Origin of the sequence: Bacteroides sp. AM54-2NS (assembly GCF_003602935.1) — a bacterium.
GTDB classification, from domain to species: domain Bacteria; phylum Bacteroidota; class Bacteroidia; order Bacteroidales; family Bacteroidaceae; genus Bacteroides; species Bacteroides xylanisolvens.
In genome coordinates, this window is the sequence record NZ_QTMZ01000005.1 from 17011 (window position 1) to 38509 (window position 21499).

Annotated in this window: 15 protein-coding genes and 7 pseudogenes; 19 read left to right on the forward strand and 3 right to left on the reverse strand. The window is 45.7% G+C overall.

The features are described from left to right. The first annotated feature begins 133 nt into the window (after nucleotides 1-133). From DXA05_RS04325 to DXA05_RS27060, 8 genes and pseudogenes are all read left to right on the forward strand, one after another. Nucleotides 134-1246 (forward strand): fimbrillin family protein, encoded by a 1113-nt coding sequence (locus DXA05_RS04325; protein WP_258998954.1) that lies wholly within the window; start codon nucleotides 134-136, stop codon nucleotides 1244-1246. A 35-nt stretch (nucleotides 1247-1281) separates the two neighbouring features. Further along, the gene (locus DXA05_RS04330; RefSeq protein ID WP_128858828.1) at nucleotides 1282-3000 is read left to right on the forward strand and encodes a fimbrillin family protein; all 1719 of its coding nucleotides are present in this window, start codon (nucleotides 1282-1284) and stop codon (nucleotides 2998-3000) included. A gap of 33 nt (nucleotides 3001-3033) precedes the next feature. Next, nucleotides 3034-4809, forward strand: a complete 1776-nt coding sequence (locus DXA05_RS04335; protein ID WP_128858829.1) for a fimbrillin family protein — start codon at nucleotides 3034-3036, stop codon at nucleotides 4807-4809. Nucleotides 4810-4959: 150 nt separating this feature from the next. After that, a pseudogene (locus tag DXA05_RS27050) lies at nucleotides 4960-5253 on the forward strand (nucleotidyltransferase family protein). Between the two features lie 86 nt (nucleotides 5254-5339). Continuing rightward, the gene (locus DXA05_RS04345; RefSeq protein WP_284515411.1) at nucleotides 5340-5573 is read left to right on the forward strand and encodes a HepT-like ribonuclease domain-containing protein; all 234 of its coding nucleotides are present in this window, start codon (nucleotides 5340-5342) and stop codon (nucleotides 5571-5573) included. A gap of 193 nt (nucleotides 5574-5766) precedes the next feature. Beyond that, nucleotides 5767-7332, forward strand: coding sequence for a fimbrillin family protein (locus DXA05_RS04350; protein WP_128858830.1), 1566 nt, complete (start codon nucleotides 5767-5769; stop codon nucleotides 7330-7332). Between the two features lie 42 nt (nucleotides 7333-7374). Next, nucleotides 7375-8211, forward strand: a complete 837-nt coding sequence (locus DXA05_RS27055) for a fimbrillin family protein (RefSeq protein WP_284515412.1) — start codon at nucleotides 7375-7377, stop codon at nucleotides 8209-8211. Continuing rightward, nucleotides 8190-8933, forward strand: a complete 744-nt coding sequence (locus DXA05_RS27060) for a hypothetical protein (RefSeq protein ID WP_284515413.1) — start codon at nucleotides 8190-8192, stop codon at nucleotides 8931-8933. Before DXA05_RS27055 ends, DXA05_RS27060 begins: the two co-directional genes overlap by 22 nt. 248 nt (nucleotides 8934-9181) lie before the next feature. Here DXA05_RS27060 and DXA05_RS04360 read toward each other — a convergent pair. From DXA05_RS04360 to DXA05_RS04370, 3 genes and pseudogenes are all read right to left on the reverse strand, one after another. Next, a pseudogene (locus DXA05_RS04360) lies at nucleotides 9182-9750 on the reverse strand (DapH/DapD/GlmU-related protein). A gap of 53 nt (nucleotides 9751-9803) precedes the next feature. Beyond that, nucleotides 9804-10866 (reverse strand): annotated as a pseudogene (locus DXA05_RS04365) (alpha/beta hydrolase). 152 nt (nucleotides 10867-11018) lie between these two features. Continuing rightward, nucleotides 11019-11864 carry an AraC family transcriptional regulator gene (locus DXA05_RS04370; protein ID WP_128858831.1) on the reverse strand — a complete coding sequence of 282 codons (846 nt, stop codon included), beginning with the start codon at nucleotides 11862-11864 and terminating at the stop codon, nucleotides 11019-11021. 384 nt (nucleotides 11865-12248) lie between these two features. Here DXA05_RS04370 and DXA05_RS04375 point away from each other — a divergent pair, with 384 nt between their 5' ends. The 11 genes and pseudogenes from DXA05_RS04375 to DXA05_RS04430 all read left to right on the forward strand — a co-directional run bounded on the left by DXA05_RS04375 (nucleotide 12249) and on the right by DXA05_RS04430 (nucleotide 21427). Next, complete coding sequence (locus tag DXA05_RS04375) at nucleotides 12249-12530, forward strand: tetratricopeptide repeat protein (protein WP_004307591.1); 282 nt, start codon at nucleotides 12249-12251, stop codon at nucleotides 12528-12530. A 54-nt stretch (nucleotides 12531-12584) separates the two neighbouring features. Further along, nucleotides 12585-12812 (forward strand): ferredoxin family protein, encoded by a 228-nt coding sequence (locus tag DXA05_RS04380; protein WP_004297419.1) that lies wholly within the window; start codon nucleotides 12585-12587, stop codon nucleotides 12810-12812. Between the two features lie 11 nt (nucleotides 12813-12823). Further along, nucleotides 12824-13905 (forward strand): annotated as a pseudogene (locus DXA05_RS04385) (3-methyl-2-oxobutanoate dehydrogenase subunit VorB). Nucleotides 13906-13912: 7 nt separating this feature from the next. Then, nucleotides 13913-14086 (forward strand): hypothetical protein, encoded by a 174-nt coding sequence (locus DXA05_RS04390; RefSeq protein ID WP_004297417.1) that lies wholly within the window; start codon nucleotides 13913-13915, stop codon nucleotides 14084-14086. Between the two features lie 12 nt (nucleotides 14087-14098). After that, a pseudogene (locus DXA05_RS04395) lies at nucleotides 14099-14862 on the forward strand (thiamine pyrophosphate-dependent enzyme). 20 nt (nucleotides 14863-14882) lie between these two features. Then, nucleotides 14883-15425 carry a 2-oxoacid:acceptor oxidoreductase family protein gene (locus tag DXA05_RS04400; protein WP_004297415.1) on the forward strand — a complete coding sequence of 181 codons (543 nt, stop codon included), beginning with the start codon at nucleotides 14883-14885 and terminating at the stop codon, nucleotides 15423-15425. A 121-nt stretch (nucleotides 15426-15546) separates the two neighbouring features. After that, nucleotides 15547-17597 (forward strand): annotated as a pseudogene (locus DXA05_RS04405) (putative porin). A 17-nt stretch (nucleotides 17598-17614) separates the two neighbouring features. Next, entirely contained in the window at nucleotides 17615-18454 is an 840-nt protein-coding gene (locus DXA05_RS04410; RefSeq protein WP_008774894.1) for a transporter substrate-binding domain-containing protein, read from the forward strand. 512 nt (nucleotides 18455-18966) lie between these two features. Next, entirely contained in the window at nucleotides 18967-19953 is a 987-nt protein-coding gene (locus tag DXA05_RS04420; protein ID WP_004314960.1) for a Gfo/Idh/MocA family oxidoreductase, read from the forward strand. 155 nt (nucleotides 19954-20108) lie between these two features. Next, a complete protein-coding gene (locus tag DXA05_RS04425; RefSeq protein WP_004314961.1) occupies nucleotides 20109-20579 on the forward strand; it encodes a nucleoside deaminase in 471 nt (156 codons plus the stop codon). 39 nt (nucleotides 20580-20618) lie between these two features. Continuing rightward, nucleotides 20619-21427, forward strand: a pseudogene (locus tag DXA05_RS04430) (fimbrillin family protein). The last annotated feature ends 72 nt before the right edge of the window (nucleotides 21428-21499 follow it).

Consider the following 21499-nt stretch of genomic DNA (forward strand, 5'->3'; position numbering starts at 1 on the left):
AAGAAGAAATATGAAGAATCGAACGATAAAAGCCGGACGGCTATTCATTCACAAAAACGGGATACGCGCCGGAGTCACCGTCTTTCTCCTGACGCTGCTCGCCGCATGCGGTGCGGACGACAATGCCCCGGACATGCCGTTGGGAGACCGTTCCATCGGTTTCTCCACCACGGTGGAGGATACACAGACGCGAAGCGGAGCGCTTGCCACCAATAACCTCCTGTCTATGGGCATCTTTGCCTACTACACTGGCAGCAATGACCTGACGATAAGCGAAAAGCCGAACTTCATGTACAACCAGGAAGTAAAACGAAGCAATGCCTCCTCGCCGTGGACCTACAGCCCGGTGAAGTACTGGCCCAACAATCCGGGCGATAAGCTCACTTTCTTCGCCTACGCTCCGTATGTAAAGGAAGCAACCGGCAGTAACCCATCCTTCCGTCCAGCAACGGATAAAGGTTATCCCATCCTCGATTACATCGTGTCCGCCAAGGATAACGACCAGACGGACTTACTTGTCTCTATCCCACCGTCGATGAACCTGACCTACGGAACGAACAACGGCAAAGTGAGCCTCCACATGAGTCATGCCCTGACAAGAGTGTCCGCATACGTGAAAAGCGGCGATAACGTACAAGGGAAGCAGGTGACCGTTTTCTCCATGCAGGCCACCAAGAAAGCCACACTGATATACCGTGACCCTACGCCGTCTTATAATAAGTATGCCAGCTGGAGCTATATAAACCCTATAGAGACGATTACCGTATCTCCTTCGGCCACTCTCCCCTTCACCGTACCAGCCGTAAAAGACGAGAAAAAGCTGCTTGCCGACTTCTTCCTCCTGCCCGCCGCCAGGATAAATGAAAGCGACCATAAGTTCAGTATCACCTATACTACCGCCGGAACGGCCAGCAGTGGCGATGCACCTGTGCAGACGGTGACATTGAGTAACCAGACGCTACCCTCGATGGATAAATGGGAATTCGGGGCTTACGTCAGCTATACTTTTCTAATAGAGAAACAGAAACTTACCGTCACTGCCACCTCACACCCCACATGGGGTGATGCCGGAACGGGTACCGTCACCGGCAGTGTGGTCATCACGTATGCCGAAAATGAAAGTACCCCCAACTGGAGCAACGGCGGCTCGGGCTCGGTGGACGGCAAGCCCGTGGTGACCCACAGTACCGTGCAGAACGACGTGCAATGGGAGGACGGGGGAACGGAAATCGTGGAAAAGAGTTGATTCCAAGTCGTAAATCCTACTAAAACAAGATAACAATGAGATACATCAAGCACTTATTCGTCCGTTCTTTCTACCGGTGCGCAGCCCCCGCCCGCCTTGCCTTGCTCTGCGCCGGTTTCGCAGCACTGGGCGGTTGTACCGACGAAACCGACAGTGCCGGCGGATCATCCACGGCAGACAGTCACATTCCCCTTGCCTTGGAGATAACGGCAAGCGGCTTCACCGGACAGCCGGACGCCTCGCCTGACACCCGCGCCTCGGAACAGGATAATTATGACACTTGGTTTGAGGAAACCGACGCCATCGGCCTCTTTGCCGTAAGGGGCATCGGTACGCCGGCCGCCGCCATCGTGGACGGCATCAACAATTCCAAGCTGACATACGCCCCCGCCGCCGACGCTTCGCATAAGCCAACGTGGCAACCGGCAGATGCCGCCACCACCTTATATTATTATGCGGACGTGACCTATATCGCCTACTACCCCTACAAAAACGGCATCGTGATAGACCCCACACAAAGCGCGGCCACTATCCTTGCCTCCTTTTCCGGGAAGACGGAACTGCAACCCGCTGCCGACCAGTCCACCCCCGAAGCATACGCCGCCAGCGACCTGATGACCGCCGACGGCACGGCCACCGATACCGCCGACCCCAGCCGGAAGTTGCTGTCGCTTACCTTTACCCACAGCTACTCGCTGCTAGTGTTGAAAGCTAATCTGACCAAGGCGATGTATGTAGCGCCTGCCGGAAGCGCCTTTGACTATCATCCGCAAGCAACCGCTACGAGTGCCGACCCCGGTGCCGCCGACGTAATGATACGCGACGTAAAGGCATATAAGATAGCCGACGGCGTATTCCGCGCCATCACCAAACCTGTTTCTGACGACTACATGCGTGGCAGCTACTCTACCCACGGGATGATGGTGGAGTATAATGCTTCTCTTGCCGGATTGGCATCCCTGAAGGCAAACCAACGGTTCGAATGTACAGTGAATGTTCCCTTGTCCGGAACCGCCGATGCCACAGAACGTGCGTTGCAGCCCGGAGACTACGTTTTCCAACACAACGGCAAGATAGAGATTTATCCGGGCGACGGACCCGTAGATGCGAGCGGCAAGATACCGGACTACACCAACGCCGTAGGAATAGTGACGACTTGCATCCCCGCGAGAATGACTGATGAAGGATGCAGCGGCGATGGCTGGACACACGCTTACGTGATGGGGACGGAAACCCATGGCAACAATCTTCGATGGTGCTGGCAGAATAGAATGCTGGCGGATCTTGAGGATGTCACTACCATTACTCAGGCAAAAGACTACATGAACGGCTGTAAAGATACAAAATACATTCTGTCGACAAAATATAATGATTATGAGATATTTGACGAACTGGTTACCTACCGGAATAACAACCCACTCCCTCAAGGAGTAAACCGCAGTCCGTGGTTTATCCCCAGCACAGGCCAATGGTATGACCTGATAGCCAATATAGGCGGAAAATCGCCGGATGATTTTAATAATAACACAACGGCAGGATGGAACAGCAACCAAGACGGAACAGCAATATTAGGAGAGATAAACGCCCGGTTGAACAAAATCGGCAAATCCCTTCCCGATGGCGTGCGTTTTCCATGCAGCACAGAACCCGGCTTGGGTGCATGGATGGTCAGATTCAACGGGAATACCGTTGAATTCGGCACAGTAGATAAAACCCTTAAAGAATTATCGCCATTATACTTTTTCGCTTTCTAATTATCAGCAACTATTAACTACAGTCAGACAATCATGAGATATATAAGCAAACATTCCTTCATAGCCCTCTTCCTCGGCGCCGTCCTTTCAATTTGGGGCGGCTGCACGGAGGAGGCAGACATAGATAAAAACGCCGGAAACGGCAACTCCGCCGCCGACGGCACGCCCCTCACCGTCCGCGCCACGGCAAGCGGCTTCCAAGCCCCGGCACAGCCCGGAGGCAGCCCCGCCACCCGCACCCCGGTGATGGAGGGCACGAGCACCAAGTTCCAGACGGGCGACGCCATCGGGCTCTTCTGCGTGCGCAAAAACGCATCTGGCACTGAATACATATCAACGGACATCTACAACCTCAAGATGACCTACACCGCAGCGACGGACGGAACCGGCACCTGGGAAGCTCCTACAGCGGCCTCCGCCCCACTGCTCTATACCGATGCGGTGACCTACTTTGCCTACTATCCTTATACGGACGCACTGACCGATGCCTCCGTGAACAACGAGCAGGACATCCGCAACTGGCTCAAGACCAATAAACCCTTAGCAACCCATATGCTTACGAAGGAGGTATTCACAGCCAACGACCTGATGACTGCCGCCGCCCTGCCTTCGCAAGCCGATGCCGACCGCGGAGCACTGGCGCTGAACTTCAAACACGAATACGCATTGCTGGTGGTGAAACCCATGGTTAAAGGCGTATACATGGTCCCGTCAGGAGTGACGGCATACAGCTATTATACCGAAGCACAAAGCAATGATTGGGAAATAGACAGGAATGTAATACAAGTGGGCGGAGAGGACTTCAAGATGTTGATAAACGGCGGAAAAGCCTGCGAAATGAGCGACGGAACCTACCGCATACTGACAGAAGCTACAACCGCCGATTATTCTCATATAACCGGTGAATACGTTATGGACGAAGATGGACTGAAGCCTGTTTACGCAAACGGCCCCAACATCATCGGTGGCTTCAAGTCCAATACCTGTTACACATTGGAGATACACGTTAACGCTTCAAAAGTGAAGCGTACCGTACAGCCCGGTGACTTTGTATATCAGCATAACGGCAAGATAGAAATTTATCCATGTAACGGGGCAGTGGATGTTTTTGGGAATATACCGGACTATCGGCAAGCCGTAGGGATAGTGGTGACCACTGACCCGGCAAGGTTGACAGATGCCAAGTGCAACGCAAAAGGGTGGAACCATGCGTATGTAATGGGGCTAGCGGATATTTCCGGAACATATAGATGGGCAAACAGCAATATATCTGTTACTTCACCCATTGACATGAACGATGCCGGAAATGATATGAATGGCTACGAAAAGACACAAATTATGTTAGCAAAAACGCCCCTCAGTGATTATCCCGCATTTCAAGCGATAAAAGATTACAGCAATAGTCATGCCGTACCGAACAACATAAACCGCAGCCCGTGGTTTATGCCAAGTGTTGGTCAATGGTTTGATTTAATGGCAAATCTTGGTGGAAAGTCTCCGACTACATGGGAAAATATTAGTAGTAGTTCAGGCTGGTGGAACGAAATGAATGATGCCCCCAATATGTTCGATAAGATAAATAATCAATTAGATAAAGTGAATATAGATGATAGCACCTTTTTTCCTAATCCGGACAGTCAGTCTCACTTCTATTGTAGCACTTCGGAAACTGCTCTAAATGGGGATAATGATCTGTGGGGTCTACTAATTTCGAGTGATTATTATGATAAAAAGGATATATTAACTGTACTTATTAGTACGATGGGTAAAACAGCAACCTATTCTATCCGCCCCTTCTTCGCCTTTTAACCGGAGACCAGGAACGTAGTACATCAAAATATCCTTTGCAACTTTCGTCCGCTTATGCAGACCTGTTGCTTGAAATATCGCTCTTTGACATGCTGGAAACGGAAATTATGATTATCTTTGCAAGCATAGCAAAGTAAAAATTATAGAGTTATGAAATCAACTGCTGAAATATTAGAACTTCTCCGCATATATAAAACACAGTTTGCGAGTAAATACGGTTTCAAGCGTCTCGGTGTATTCGGTTCCGTAGCGCGAGGAGAGCAAACGGAGCAAAGCGACGTTGATGTTTGTTATGAAGGCGAGCCACCATCACTTCTTACCTAGGAACATATACAGAGCGAGCTTGAAGAGCTACTGGGTTCCCCGGTAGATTTAATAAGAATACGTGAGCGAATGAACGCGCGCTTGAAACAAAGAATCTTAAAAGAAAGTATTTATGTATGATAAAGAATTGGCGCTCAACAGTTGATGATTACCCAACGGGCAGCTGTAGCTGCTACCCCGGATGATTTTTTATTATCGCCGATGGTATGTTGCGTTTGGATGCTATTTGTATAAACCTAATCGCATTGGACGAAGCTGTGAAAGGTTTGGATAAAATAACAAGAGGTGAATTGCTCCCCGGATATCCTGAGATATATTGGAGTGGAGTAATGAAAATGCGTAATAAGATAGCTCATCATTATTTTGAAATGGATGCTGAAGTTGTATTCAAGACCTTAAAAGAAGACATTCCGATGATGCCCCCATTGTGCACCGCATGATAAAAGAAGTTAGTAGCAGTTTATAAACTTTGTAGTAGAATAATTTCCGTCCCGCCCGCCTCTCCCTCGTGAGAAGCGAGCGGGACGTTCCGTTTCCAACAGGTTGAAGGTCCGTCGTACCAGATAGGTGCTATCCTCGTGTGACGGGAAAAATAAACATGATTAGGAATATGATAAAAAAGACAAGATAGTTATGACGTTTAAAAACAAACATTCCTTCATCAGTGGCTTCCTTGGCGCCGCCCTCCTCATCGCGAGCAGTTGCGCTTTGGGAGGCTGCACGGAAATAGCAGATGAGCCGCAGGGCATCGACGATGCAGGCAACGGCACGCCCCTCACCATCCGCGCCACTGCAAGCGGCTTCGTTTCCTGCGTGCAGGGAGACACCCCCGCCACACGCACACCCACTGAGAACGGCTACACCACGGAGTTCAACGACGGCGACGCCATCGGCATCTTCGCCCTTAAAGAGTATGCAACGCCCGATGTAACTCCCGTTGACGGGGTGTACAACCTCAAGCTGGTCTACACCAAAGCCGCGGACGGATCGGGAAGCTGGGCGCCCGCCTCTGGCGACACGCACGTGCTGTACAGTTACGACGACCTGGTTTACGTAGCCTACTATCCTTACCGGGAAGGAATCACTATCAAACAAGACATCGAGACGGAAATTTTCAAAGACCTGGCAGCCAACGCCAAGCTGCAACCCGCCGCCGATCAGTCCACCCCCGCCGCCTATACCGGCAGCGACCTAATGGCAGCCTTTGCCCGGCCTGCGACCGACCCTACGGATGCCAACAAGAAGGTGCTGACGCTAGCGTTCGAACATCTGCATGCGTTGCTGGTGCTGAAAACAAATAAGTTGTTCAATTGCACGCCCCCTGCCGGGGCAGGCTTTGAATATAGCGATCCAATGCTGGGGGCAGACGCTACAGCCAAAGACGCTGTCATAAATGGCATCAAAGCATTACCTATGGGTGACGGTACGTTCCGTGCCATTGTGAAAACTGCTTCGGCAGATATTGTACCTACCGGAAATTACAAGACTACAGGAGATAAAACAATTCTCTATACAGGTGCTTCACTGGCAGCAGCTACGTTCACTGCCGGTAAATACTACACCCAACAGGTGAATATGCTGGAATCTCCCGATGAAAGTGTTATTCGCCCGCTTCAAGAGGGTGACTTCTTCTGTAGCAATGGCAAGATTTCACCTTATGAGGCAAACTCTTTCAGCAGTCCCGTTATCGGAGTTGTTTTTTATGTAGGACGGCATCCGGAAGATAACGGTGTATATGTCGATAAAAATGGAAACCCGATGGAAGTACACGGATATGTGATTAATCGGTCAGAAGGGACAGACCAATGGCACAATGGCGGTGGTACTGACTTTGGCACTTATAAAAGCACCACCGACTTTAATGGTTATTTCAATACAGATAAATTACAAGCAATCTCTGCCGGTTATAATGATATGATGACTTATGTAAGAAAGCAGACCAATTCACCCCAAACTACGAGCGGATGGTTTCTGCCTTCAATAGGACAACTGATTTATATAAAGAAGAAGTATGCAGAGGTAATATCTAAAAGTTTTGATAAGTGTGGCGGCGCCATGGGACGCGGATGGCAGCACCACTACTGGAGCAGTACGGAAGCGACTGCGGCAAATTCATATAACATTAATTGGGACTCAGGAACATACAGTCAAAAAAACAAAAGCTCAGGATCTATGGTACGTACCGCCTTAGCATTTTAATCCATCTATAAAAATTATTTTATAATAAAATAAGAGAACACTATGCCGTTAAAAAACAAAACATTCTTGTCTAATATTTGTCTCTATACCTTCCTTATCCTTGGAGGTGGTTGTACGGACGAGGCAGGTATGGAGAACATCGGAAATACAGATCGCCGCATCCCTCTTACCATCAGTGCAACGGTGAGTCGTTACACCGCCATTGATAAAAAAAATACCTCCGTCACCCGCACGCCAATCGAGAACGATTATACCACAGAATTTTCCGATGGTGATGCCATCGGCATCTTCGCCCTCAGGAATTTTGAAACGCCCAATGTAGCCACTATCGATGGTGTGTACAACCTCAAACTGGTTTATACAAAAGCAGCGGACGGAACGGGCAGTTGGGCACCTGCCACCGGTGATACACACGCATTGTACAGCTACGACGATAATCTCGCCTATGTGGCATACTATCCTTATCGGGACGGTATTACAATCAAACAAGACAATAAAGCGGAAATCCTCAAAGACCTGGCAAACAACGCTAAGCTGCAACCGGCCGCTGACCAGTCCACCTCCGCCGCCTATACCGGCAGCGACCTGATGGCAGCCGTTGCCAGCCCCACGGTAGACCCGGCAAATGCGAATAAGAAGATGCTTACGCTGAAGTTTGAACATCTGCATGCGTTGTTGGTACTCAAACCGATGGGATTAGTTAATTGCGTTCCCCCGGCAGGAGCAAGCTTTGAGTATGCCGGTGGGGTACTGAGGCTGGACGTTACTGCCAAAGACGCTACTATAAACGGCATCAAAGCCCTGCGTATGGACGACGGAACGTTTCGTGCCATCGTACCTTCCCCGCAGGCGACTTTGTGCCTGCCGGGAGTTATCTAACGAAAGGTGACAAAACGATTCTATATACGGGGACCTCACTAACAGCCGGAAAGCTCGCTGCCGGGAAATACTACACTCAGCAGGTGGAAACAGCGGTCTATACCGACGGAAGCATAACCCGGGCGCTACAGGTGGGCGACTATTTTTGTAGCGATGGTAAGATTATTCCGGGCGAAACATCCATTATCAAAAGAACTTACATCGGGCTTGTCTTCAAGGTGGGGCGATTTACAGCGGATGATAGTGAATATGTCAATGGTAACGGAGAGCCGATGACTAACATTAATGGATATACAGTGGCACTGAAAGATGCAAATAATGGAGCAGCCATCAAGTGGGGGAACAAGAAGTTCGCTTTGGATTCCAATCGTAACGGAAGTAGTCCGTACGGATATTTTAATGGCTTTAAGATAACACAATTACTCAAAGCCGATGGTATAGGTAATTATCCGGCTGCTAATGCATGTATCAGCTACTCGCCTGCCGCAGATGCTAAAACCAGCGGATGGTTTTTCCCAGCCGGAGGACAGATGCTGGAGTTGAGAAATACAAGAGGAGAGTTAATCAAAAAAACTGTTTTCACTAATTATAATTCGGGCAGATATTGGCAATCCGTCCAAAATGGAAGTGGAGATTCGTGGAGTGTAGGTTTGACAAATGGTAACACTACTCAGTCCTATATATCGACGGCTTACTACGTACGTCCTATTGCTGCTTTTTAATATAGAATAAGATAACACTATGCCATTGAAAAATAAAACACTCTTATCTAATATGAATATAATGTAGAAACGGCTTATAACGTATCAATAAGGAAAACAGGCGTAACTGATTATATGGGTTCTAAACAATCTGCAGAAGGTAAGATATTTATTTCAACTACCTTACCTTCATTAGAGTTAGAACGCACCTTTATTAATTACAGTTTCTTCAGGTATAATTCCTATTTCATAAGGGAGCAGCCATTATATTATTCGCTTGTTTCTATCTTTTTGATGATTCGTGCCGGATTGCCGGCTACGATTGTCATCGCCGGAACATCTTTAGTTACCACGCTACCGGCTCCCACTATCGCTCCATAGCCAATCCTTACACCTGGAAGTATAGTCGAATTTATGCCAATCCAAACCTTATCTTCAATCACAATCGGACGTCCGTATGTGGCACTGCGGTTATCCGGATCCGATCATGATTGATAGTTATCAAGTTGACTTTCGGCCCGATAAACACATCATTACCAATCGTAATACCACCTCGTCCGAAAAACGTACAGCATTGCTGGATGAAACATCGCTTACCAATATTGACAGGTTTACCATAATCAATGTAGAGTGGCGGCAGGACGGTGGTGGTTGCATCCAGTTCTTTGTCAAGAATACGTTCCATATATTCATGCACCTCTTCAGGCGTACGATACCCCGTGTTCATCTCGGTTGCAGTCTTTATGGTAGCGAAAATATCCGCAATCAGTTCATCATAACCCGGTTCATCAGGTGAGACCATCTCACCGCTCAAGTCTTTTGCAAAAATATCGTTCATCATTTAATTGTTTTAATTGTATATAGCTATTACTACTGTTTACTCATAATTTATTATTTCAGGTTCTTTCTGAAGAAGTCCTCCAATTTGTCGAAAGGAATCGTACGGTCGTAGAGATCAGTATGGTTCGCTCCAGGGATAATCATCAGTCTTTATTATCACCTGTCAACTTTTGAAATAACGCGAATGGGCATTTTCACCATGAATAAGAAGTACGGGGCGGGAAATCTCATGAATATAAGCTAATAGCGGCATATTGATAAAAGACAGCGTCATCGTAGGACTCCATGCACCATTGGAATTGATAGAGCGAACGTGGAAACCACGGTTAGTCTTGTAATAATCGAAATAATCCTTGACGAATTGTGGCTCTTCACCGGTGATGCTGTCAGGTAACCCAGGGACACCGGAAGTGATTGTACCACTCTGCGCGTCACGGATACGGATAACATTCATCATCTCCCTTTTTTTGTTGCGGTCGTCGGCACTATCCTCTGCGTCGAAATAACCATTGGCATTCACACGGCTCATATCGTACATCGTCGAAGCCACTGTAGCCTTGATACGTGTATCCATAGCAGCAGCATTTAGTCCCATCCCACCGAAACCACAGATACCAATAATCCCGATGCGCTCTGCATCCACATCAGGCAATGCTGTGAGAAAATCGACTGCTGCGCTGAAATCTTCGGTATTGATGTCCGGTGAAGCTACATTACGAGGTTCACCGCCACTCTCACCGGTATATGAGGGGTCAAATGCAAGAGTAAGGAACCCACGTTCCGCCATTGTCTGTGCATAAAGACCGGATGCCTGTTCCTTTACAGCTCCGAAAGGACCGCTCACAGCTATGGCAGCGAGTTTGCCTTCAACATTCTTTGGTTCGTAGAGGTCGGCAGCAAGTGTGATGCCGTAACGGTTCTTAAACGTCACCTTACGGTGGTTTACCTTGTCGCTTTGCGGGAATTTCTTGTCCCATTCTTGAGTAAGATTCAATGTTTCCATATTATCACTTGTTTCTTGATTTGTTTTACTATTTGTGCAGCCTGCGCCCGCAAGCATGACGGTTCCTAACAAGGCTGCGATTGCCACGGATGTAAGATTCGTTGTTTTCATTCTGCTATTACTTAAATGGTTGTTGAATTATTCTTTCTTATTTTACAGTGCAAAGGTAAAGCAAAAGCCTCACAGCGGCATTGCTGTGAGGCTCAAATAGTATTGCTCAAAAGCTCAATATAAAACTGTCCCGATTTACACAAATAAGAATTCTATGCAAATATGGCGGTCGGTGATATACCATATTGTTTCTTGAATGCGGTTGAAAAATGGGAAGGATTCTTAAACCCTACTTCTGCGTAGACGTCCACAACCTTTTTACCGCCTTCCTTCATCTTGTTGTAAGCCACCTCAAGACGCTTGCGAATAAGCCACTTTTCAGGTGTCAGGTCACTTATCTTCTTGAAGTCCCGCTTGAACGTGGCAAGGCTGCGCCCGGTATAATGAGCCATTTCCTCCATTGTGAACTCATACATGTAGTTCTCGCTCATAAATTCCAGAATATCTATTTTCCACGGCTCGTTGAAATCGAAAAGCGTCGGGGCAAACCGTTCATCTATATCCAACAAAGCGAGCAGACCTTCCTGTATCTTCAGATTCATAAAATCATCTTTCGGTTTTACTTCAGGATTGAAATAAGGTGTCATTGAAGCGAAAAGGCTTGCGAGTTCCACCGTTTGGGGCAGTTTTATCACACCCGAATCAAGTTTTGGAGTATTGACGGGTACTCTCCGCTGTCCCAATTTGCTATACATCTCACGTAAAAAACGACGTGTAAACATCAGGAAAATACCACAATACCGCTCACCGTCGTACGTTCTCTTATACATTGTTATATGATGATCGCGGGGGATAAAGACACATTCGCCTTTTCTGACATGAATTTGTTCTTTTCCATTATCAAGAATCATCTCACCTGAATACACATAGTTGATAGCATATTCACGAGAACGGTGTATACAACCGCCAAGGTCATCGTAATAGAAGCTGTAAAATACATTATTATAATTGAATATAAGCTTCATTGGTTCTACTTGTTCCGCATCGCCCTTAGTCATAACATTGAGTGTTTTTTTAATTTCCAATCGCAAATGTAACAAAAGAATTCTGTTTCTTAACGGCTCATTATCCTTTTATTTGTGTGAGGGTATTTGAACTATCTAACCGAATTGAATCTTTTGTGGGATGTACAGGAGTTTTCGCTGAAAAATATTCCTTAAGTAACAATCAGGGAAAGCTATAAATAAAAGCATAGGATAACCAAGCATCAGTGTACATAATGTGACAAAAAACGCAAAATTCAAATGAGTTCTCTTTCCCCTGACTATATATTCATAGAATATGCAATAAACTCAAAACGTTGCAAATTTCCGTCCTCATTTGCCCTGTTTACATAAATAAAAACTATCTTTGCGTTTCAGAATCCCGAAAGACGAAAAGAAATGGAGCAAATAGACAACCTAAAAGAGCTTATCAATCAGGGGGATGTGGACACAGCGATTAAGCAATTGGACCAGCTTCTCCAGGACAGTTCTGTCGAAAAAGAGAAAGATACTCTTTACTATTTACGGGGAAATGCCTACCGAAAGAAAGGAGATTGGAAGCAGGCACTGGACAACTACCAGTATGCCATCGAGATCAATCCGGACAGTCCTGCCGTTCAGGCCAGGAAGATGGCAATAGATATCCTCAACTTCTACCACAAGGATATGTTCAATCAATAAAAGAGATGTATAATCAATAACCGTACTCAAAGATAACGTAATAAAATAAAGATTATGGCAAAAATCAAAGGAGCAATCGTAGTCGACACGGAGCGTTGCAAAGGATGCAACCTGTGTGTAGTGGCGTGTCCGCTCGATGTAATCGCCCTCAATAAAGAGGTAAACATGAAAGGCTATAACTATGCCTGGCAAGTGAAGGAAGATACCTGTAACGGATGCAGCTCGTGTGCAACGGTTTGTCCGGACGGATGTATTTCAGTGTATAAAGTAAAAGTAGAATAAAAGAAAAGAATATGGCAGAAGAAGTTGTATTAATGAAAGGAAACGAAGCCATCGCCCACGCAGCTATCCGTTGCGGTGCCGACGGATACTTCGGTTATCCTATTACTCCCCAATCGGAAGTGTTGGAAACGCTTGCCGAACTGAAACCGTGGGAAACAACCGGCATGGTAGTACTCCAGGCGGAAAGTGAAGTGGCAGCTATCAATATGGTATATGGAGGTGCAGGTAGCGGAAAGAAGGTAATGACCTCCTCTTCAAGTCCGGGTGTGAGCTTGAAACAAGAAGGAATCTCTTATTTGGCCGGTGCCGAACTTCCTTGTCTGATTGTAAATGTAATGCGTGGCGGTCCCGGACTGGGAACTATCCAACCTAGCCAGGCTGACTACTTCCAGACAGTAAAAGGTGGTGGTCATGGAGACTACAAACTGATTGCCCTCGCTCCGGCATCCGTACAAGAAATGGCGGATTTCGTAGCATTAGGATTCGAACTGGCCTTCAAATACCGTAATCCGGCTATTATCCTTGCCGACGGTGTGATCGGTCAGATGATGGAAAAGGTTGTTCTTCCTGCACAAAAGCCACGCCGCACAGAAGCAGAAGTAATTGAACAATGTCCATGGGCTGCTACCGGAAAAGCAAAAGACCGCAAACCGAATATTATCACTTCCCTTGAATTGAAACCGGAAGCAATGGAAATCAACAACCTCCGTTTCAAGCTAAATATCGTGAAATTGAAGAAAATGAAGTACGATTCGAAGAGATCAACTGCGAAGATGCAGAGTATTTGATTATCGCTTTCGGTTCAATGGCACGTATTGGCCAGAAAGCAATGGAACTAGCCCGTGAAAAAGGAATTAAAGTAGGTATCCTTCGCCCGATTACACTGTGGCCGTTCCCAACCAAAGCGATTGCTGCATACGCTGATAAAGTAAAAGGTATGCTCGTTACGGAACTAAATGCCGGACAGATGATTGAAGATGTCCGTCTCGCTGTTAACGGTAAAGTAAAGGTAGAACATTTCGGACGTCTAGGTGGCATCGTTCCCGATCCGGATGAAATTGTAACTGCCTTGAAAGAAAAAATAATCAAATAACGAAACAATGAATCCCGATAAAATAAGAAACGTACTGAACATCCTATTTATGATATTGGCTGTTGCAGCCATCATCACCTACTTTGTAGCAAAAGATGATTTCAAAATGTTTATCTACGTATGCGGCGCGGCAATCTTTGTCAAGCTGATGGAGTTTTTTATACGGTTCACCAACAGATAAGGAGATGAAGTTATGACTAAAGAAGAAATAATCAAACCCGAGAATCTGGTTTACAAAAAACCGACTCTGATGAACGATAACGCCATGCACTACTGCCCGGGTTGCAGTCACGGTGTGGTACACAAACTCATTGCCGAAGTCATTGAGGAAATGGGTATGGAAGATAAAACTGTGGGAATCTCTCCGGTGGGATGTGCAGTGTTTGCCTACAACTATCTCGATATTGACTGGCAAGAAGCAGCACACGGACGTGCTCCTGCTGTGGCGACTGCTGTGAAACGCCTGTGGCCGGACCGCCTTGTTTTCACTTATCAGGCGACGGTGACTTGGCTTGTATCGGTACAGCCGAAACAATCCACGCTTTGAACCGTGGTGAGAATATCACGATTATCTTTATCAATAATGCGATCTACGGTATGACAGGCGGCCAGATGGCACCGACTACACTGGTAGGCATGAAGAGCTCGACTTGTCCTTACGGACGTGACGTTGAACTTCACGGCTATCCATTGAAGATTACTGAAATCGCAGCCCAACTGGAAGGAACTGCTTACGTAACCCGTCAGTCCGTACAATCCGTACCGGCTATCCGTAAGGCTAAGAAGGCAATCCGCAAGGCTTTTGAGAACTCCATGAACGGTAAAGGTTCCAACCTGGTAGAAATCGTTTCCACTTGTAGTTCAGGCTGGAAGATGACTCCGGAGAAGGCGAACAAATGGATGGAAGAACACATGTTCCCATTCTATCCGCTGGGTGATTTAAAAGATAAAGAATAACGCTAAAAGTCAACAGAACAATGAAAGAAGAAATAATTATAGCAGGATTCGGTGGACAAGGCGTATTGTCTATGGGTAAGATTCTGGCATATTCCGGTTTGATGGAAGGCAAAGAAGTGACCTGGATGCCGGCATACGGTCCCGAACAACGAGGTGGAACAGCCAACGTTACAGTTATTGTAAGCGATGACAAAATATCCTCACCGATTCTTAGTAAATACGACGCTGCCATCATTCTGAATCAGCCTTCACTCGAAAAGTTTGAAAGCAAAGTGAAACCCGGTGGTATCCTGATTTATGACGGTTACGGAATTATCAACCCTCCTACCCGCAAGGATATTAAGGTATATCGTATCGACGCAATGGATGCAGCCAACGAGATGAATAATGCCAAAGCATTCAACATGATCGTACTTGGCGGATTATTGAAGCTCCGCCCCATCGTAACGTTGGAGAATGTTATCAAAGGACTTAAGAAAACCCTGCCGGAACGCCACCATCACTTGATTCCGATGAACGAGGAAGCTATCAAGAAAGGTATGGAGTTAATCCGTGAGGTTTAATTAACAGATAATGTACAATGGATAATTGATAATTATTAGCTACGTATAGTACGTATGCAACATAATTTTCAATTATCCATTATCATTAAATCAATTAAAGTAAGTATCTTTGCCTCCAATTATGAGACGAATCTTACTATTATATATAATCTTTTCCGTTATAGGTTTGACAACTGTCCATGCACAGTTCGATAATGGTCGCCAGAGAGTGGACGAAAACGGATACGACCAATACGGTAACCAGGTGGACCCTGCCATGATTCCGGACAGACTGGATAGTGCAAATGTAGAAGTACAGGGGTTACCTCCGAAATTATATATGTGGCGTATTAATAATCAGTTGGGCGACCGGACTATCATCCCGGCGGATACTGCTTATCACCACTTCCAAAACACCAATCTTACCGAGGACTTACCGGACATTATAATTATCTGGCCAATATGGGTTCTCCCCGTATGTCACGCATCTTCTTTGAACGTCGTGATCCGAAACCTACTATCTTTATGGAGCCTTTCTCCAGTTTCTTTATTCGTCCTACGGAATTCAATTTCACCAATAGTAACGTACCTTATACCAATCTGACGTATCATAAAGCCGGTAATAAAATAAACGGAGAAGAACGCTTTAAGTCTTATTTCTCTGTCAATGTAAACAAGAAGCTGGCTTTCGGTTTTAACATAGATTACCTGTACGGACGAGGATATTATAATAACCAAAATACGGCTTATTTCAATGCGGCAATTTTCGGTAGTTATATCGGCGACCGCTATCAGATGCAGGCAATATACAGCAACAATTATCTCAAAACAAATGAAAACGGAGGTATTGAGGACGACCGATACATCACTGCTCCTGAAGAGATGGCACAAGGCCAAAGGGAATATGAATCAACCAATATCCCGACTGTACTAAGCGCCACAACCAACCGTAATCATGACTTTTATATATTCCTGACCCAACGTTACAATCTGGGATTCAGCCGCGACATACCGCAGGCCGAAAATGACACTACTCCAGCCAAACAAGAGTTTGTGCCGGTCACTAGTTTTATACATACCATTCAGGTAGAGCGTGCACGTCATAGCTTCAACTCTGATGATGACATGCGTGAAAAGAACTATTATCAAAACACCTATTTGGAACCGGATAATCCGATTGCCAGAGACAGTACTACTTATATGGGTATCAAGAATACCATAGGTATTGCTCTACTCGAAGGATTCAATAAATATGCCAAAGCCGGACTCACGGCATTTGCTTCCTATAAAATCAGCAAATATACTCTTATGAATATGGAGGGGAATCCATTGCCCGACAAATACAATGAAAATGAAATATTTGTTGGAGGCGAATTATCCAAACGTGAAGGAAATGTACTTCATTACCATGCCATTGGTGAAGTGGGACTCGCCGGAAAAGCAATCGGACAATTCAATGTGAAAGGAGATATCGACCTTAACTTTCCGTTATGGAAAGACACTGTGAGCCTTATAGCCCGTGGTGAAGTCAGCAATAAGCTTGCGCCTTTCTATATGCGTCATTATCATTCCAAACATTTCATGTGGGACAATGATATGGACAAAGAATTTCGTACCCGTATTGAAGGAGAATTAAGCATTGCACGTTGGAGAACACGCTTGAAAGCAGGAGTTGAAAATATAAAGAACTACACTTATTTCAACCAACAAGCAATGCCGGAACAGAAAAGCGGAAGTATACAGGTGTTGTCAGCAAGTCTTAATCAGGACTTCAAGCTGGGAATCTTCCATTTAGACAATGAAGTAACCTGGCAAAAGTCCAGCGACCAGACCGTATTGCCTTTGCCTGATCTTTCGCTGTATCACAATTTCTATATGCAGTTCAAGCTGGCAAAGAAAGTGCTTAGTGTACAATTGGGTGCCGATGTGCGTTATTTCAGTAAATACAATGCACCCGCTTATATGCCGGCTATCCAAAACTTCTATTTGCAACCGGAAAATGACCAGGTAGAGATAGGAGGTTATCCGATCGTGAATGTATACGCAAACTTACATCTAAAGCGTACACGTTTCTATGTAATGATGTATCACGTGAATCAAGGTATGAGCAGCCCGAATTACTTCCTGGCTCCTCACTATCCTATCAACCCGCGTGTACTGAAATTCGGTCTTTCATGGAATTTCTATGATTAACAAAATCTATATGGCTTATGGTAACACGCCCCAAATTGAGACTGGCCAGATATTTAGTGCCCGTAATCATTGTATTGGCAATCATCTTTTCTATCCGCCAATGCGGTAATCAGGAAAAGCCGTCAGGACACCCACGTGATTATGCAGCCATTGCCAAAGAAGGTATATTGCGTGTAGCGACTGAATATAACTCGATCAGTTTCTACGTGGACGGCGATACCGTTTCCGGTTTCCATTACGAACTGATACAGGCTTTTGCCCATGACAAGGGATTAAAGACCGAAATAACACCCCTGATGAGTTTTGAAGAACGGCTGGAAGGATTAAGCGAGGGACGTTACGATGTAATTGCCTGCGGCATATTAGCTACCAGCGAACTGAAAGACTCTCTGCTCCTCACCTCTCCCATCACGCTCAACAAGCAAGTGCTCGTGCAACGGAAAGAAAACGGAGAAAACGACTCACTCTATATCCGTAGCCAGCTGGACTTGGCCGGGCGGACACTTCACGTAGTAAAAGGGTCTCCTTCTATTCTGCGTATTCAGAATCTAGGTAATGAAATCGGCGATACCATTTATATCAAAGAAATAGAGAAATACGGTTCCGAACAATTAATCTCAATGGTAGCTCATGGGGATATCGACTATGCCGTTTGTGACGAAAGCATCGCACGCGCGGCTGCCGATTCCATCCCACAGATAGATATAAATACAGCCATCAGCTTTACACAATTTTACTCATGGGCAGTCAGCAAACAATCACCCGCTTTACTCGATAGTTTGAATGCATGGCTGGATAAATTCCAAAAGGAGAAAGAATACCAGAAGATTTATAAAAAGTACTATGATAAAGAATAACCTTATCATAGTACAGATCAGAAGAAAACAATCAAAAACAGAATGTAAGATAGATATATTCATGTCTATTACGAGAAATAAACTCCCAAAGACTTGACTTTCGCTTTCGAATGTCGTATCTTTACAGAGTTAATGATAAAGTAGTTTCAATTAAACTACATGCAAAGGAGGGAATCGCGATTCTCTCCTTTCTTTTTATCCAGCCGGGAAAAACCTCTCCCCGCCCCGGCTTTTCCTTGCGCTTTGCCCGGTGGTTATGGTTCTTCAGCCGGAGGATCAGCAGTGTTCACCTTGCTTCTTACCGAAATGAAGTATATATCCGCCTCAAACAGACGTTCTGTTTGCCTGAAACAGAGCCTTTGTTCCGATAAAATAGAGCTTCTGTTGAAACAAAACACAATGTCTGTTTTCCAACTGTCCCCGCTAAGTTAATAATCAATAAAGTTGCTCTTGACAAAAAATAGCTTTATCTTTGGGGTTTGTTAGAACAGACACAATAGGTATATTATATTATGAGTGAAAAGATGATCAAATGGGGCTTCATTGGTTGCGGAGAAGTAACCAAGACGAAAAGCGGTCCCGCTTTCCAGAAAGTAGAACATTCGGAAGTCGTAGCCGTGATGAGTCGTGACGGCGCGAAAGCGAAAGCGTATGCCAAAGAGAGAGGAATCAAGAAATGGTATGACGATGCACAGGAGCTGATAGATGATCCGGAAGTAAACGCTGTCTATATAGCCACTCCTCCTTCTTCACACGCTACGTATGCCATTATGTCCATGAAAGCGGGTAAACCGGCCTATATTGAGAAGCCAATGGCGGTGACGTATGAAGAATGTACCCGAATCAACCGCATATCCAATGAAACGGGGGTTCCCTGTTTCGTAGCATACTACCGACGTTATCTTCCCTATTTCCAGAAAGTAAAGGAATTAGTAGAGAACGGAACGATCGGCAACGTTATCAATGTACAGATTCGTTTTGCCCAGCCGCCACGCGATCTGGATTACAATCGTGATAATCTTCCCTGGCGTGTGCAGGCTGATATTGCCGGAGGCGGCTACTTCTACGACCTTGCTCCGCATCAGATTGATTTGTTGCAGGATATGTTCGGTTGTATCCTCGAAGCAAGCGGTTACAAGAGTAATCGCGGCGGGCTTTATCCTGCAGAAGATACATTAAGCGCCTGTTTCCAATTTGACAACGGACTGGTGGGTAGTGGTTCCTGGTGCTTCGTAGCCCATGATTCTGCCCGCGAAGACCGCATAGAGATTATCGGCGACAAAGGAATGATTTGCTTCTCTGTCTTTACTTACGAACCTATCGGACTGCATACCGAGAAAGGACGGGAAGAAATCTGTATCGGCAACCCGGAACACGTGCAACAGCCTCTTATCCAAGCAGTAGTAGACCACTTATTGGGTAAGTCGGTTTGCTCTTGCGACGGCGAAAGTGCAACGTTGACTAACTGGGTAATGGACAAGATCTTAGGTAAGCTATAACCCTAAAAAAAGCAAAAAAAAGTTCCTTCTTTTTCCGGATTCTGCCGGTATTGTTAAAAAATTAATAGGGACATTCCATTGTATATTGTTAGTTTTTTCTATCTTTGTAGAAAGAAGCAAAGAAAAAATGAAACTAACAATATATTTTTTGTGCCATGACTAAAGAAGCTTTAATGAGAAAAGCGATCGAGCTTTCAAAAGAAAATGTTGAAAATGGTGGAGGTCCTTTCGGTGCTGTGATTGCCACGAAAGACGGAGAAATAGTTGCAACAGGAGTTAATCGTGTCACTGCATCTTGTGATCCTACGGCTCACGCCGAGGTAAGCGCCATACGTGCCGCAGCTGCCAAACTCGGAACATTTGATCTTAGCGGATACGAAATCTATACTTCCTGCGAACCTTGCCCCATGTGCCTGGGTGCTATTTATTGGGCACGCCTGGATAAGATGTACTATGGAAACAACAAGACCGATGCCAAAAACATCGGCTTCGACGACTCTTTTATCTATGACGAACTGCAACTGAAACCTGAAGACAGAAAGCTGCCTTCCGAAATCCTACTACATAATGAAGCCCTTACTGCCTTCAAAGCCTGGGTGGCCAAAGAAGACAGAGTAGAATATTAGAAAACCTCTCACTATTATTAACCTATTAATTACCCTCAAATGAAAAGAAAAAGCCTTTTATTTGTTATGGCATCAGTATGCCTGTTCAGTTGTCAACAGCAAGAAGAACTGCAAGACCCCAGTAATGGAGTGATCGACTTTTCTACTTCTATTGACCAAAGTATCAACAATGCTCTTACCCGTAACAGCAGTAGTCTGACACTTCCGTTAAAAAGCAATTTCGCTGCCGGGGATGTTATCTCCATGTCCGTTGCCGAGCAGGATTATCATCCGTTTGCCATAGGCATGGATAGCCAAACCTGGAACGAAGCAGGCACCGATTCGGAAACGGTTACTTTCTATGCTCATTATCCTGAATTGACCGACGAAGCTGCTACTACCAGATCATTGAGCAGCCGCTATCGTGAAATCAAGGGTGGCTTAGAATATTTGTTCGGTACAGCCCAAGCCAACAAAGGTTCTAAGAATGTTGCTCTTGCATTCAAGAGAATGACAACGCCCGTCGTTCTGCTCGACGAGAACAACCAGCCGTACGAAGGTAGAGCAATCGTTAAACTGTTCTTGAAGAACAAAGGTGTGCAAGACCTGTTCAGCGGTAAAATCGAAGCTGACCCCAATGCAAAACCGGAATACATTGATATCCGGAAAGTATCTGAGGTATCTTGACTAACTTGATTCCACAGCTCATCAAAGCCGGCGAGAAAATAGGAACGGTTATCCTGGAGGACGGTAAAGAAGAACCTATCATCGCAGAGGAGGACATTACCATAGAAGCCGGAACTCCTGTTGCGGTAAAAATGTACGCAAGACGCGGAATCATTGACGAACGAACTCCACTATTCAGATAAGACTAAAGAATAAAAAGTGATACTAATAAAAATCCCCGGAACCGCTGTAGACACTCAGCATTCCAGGGATTT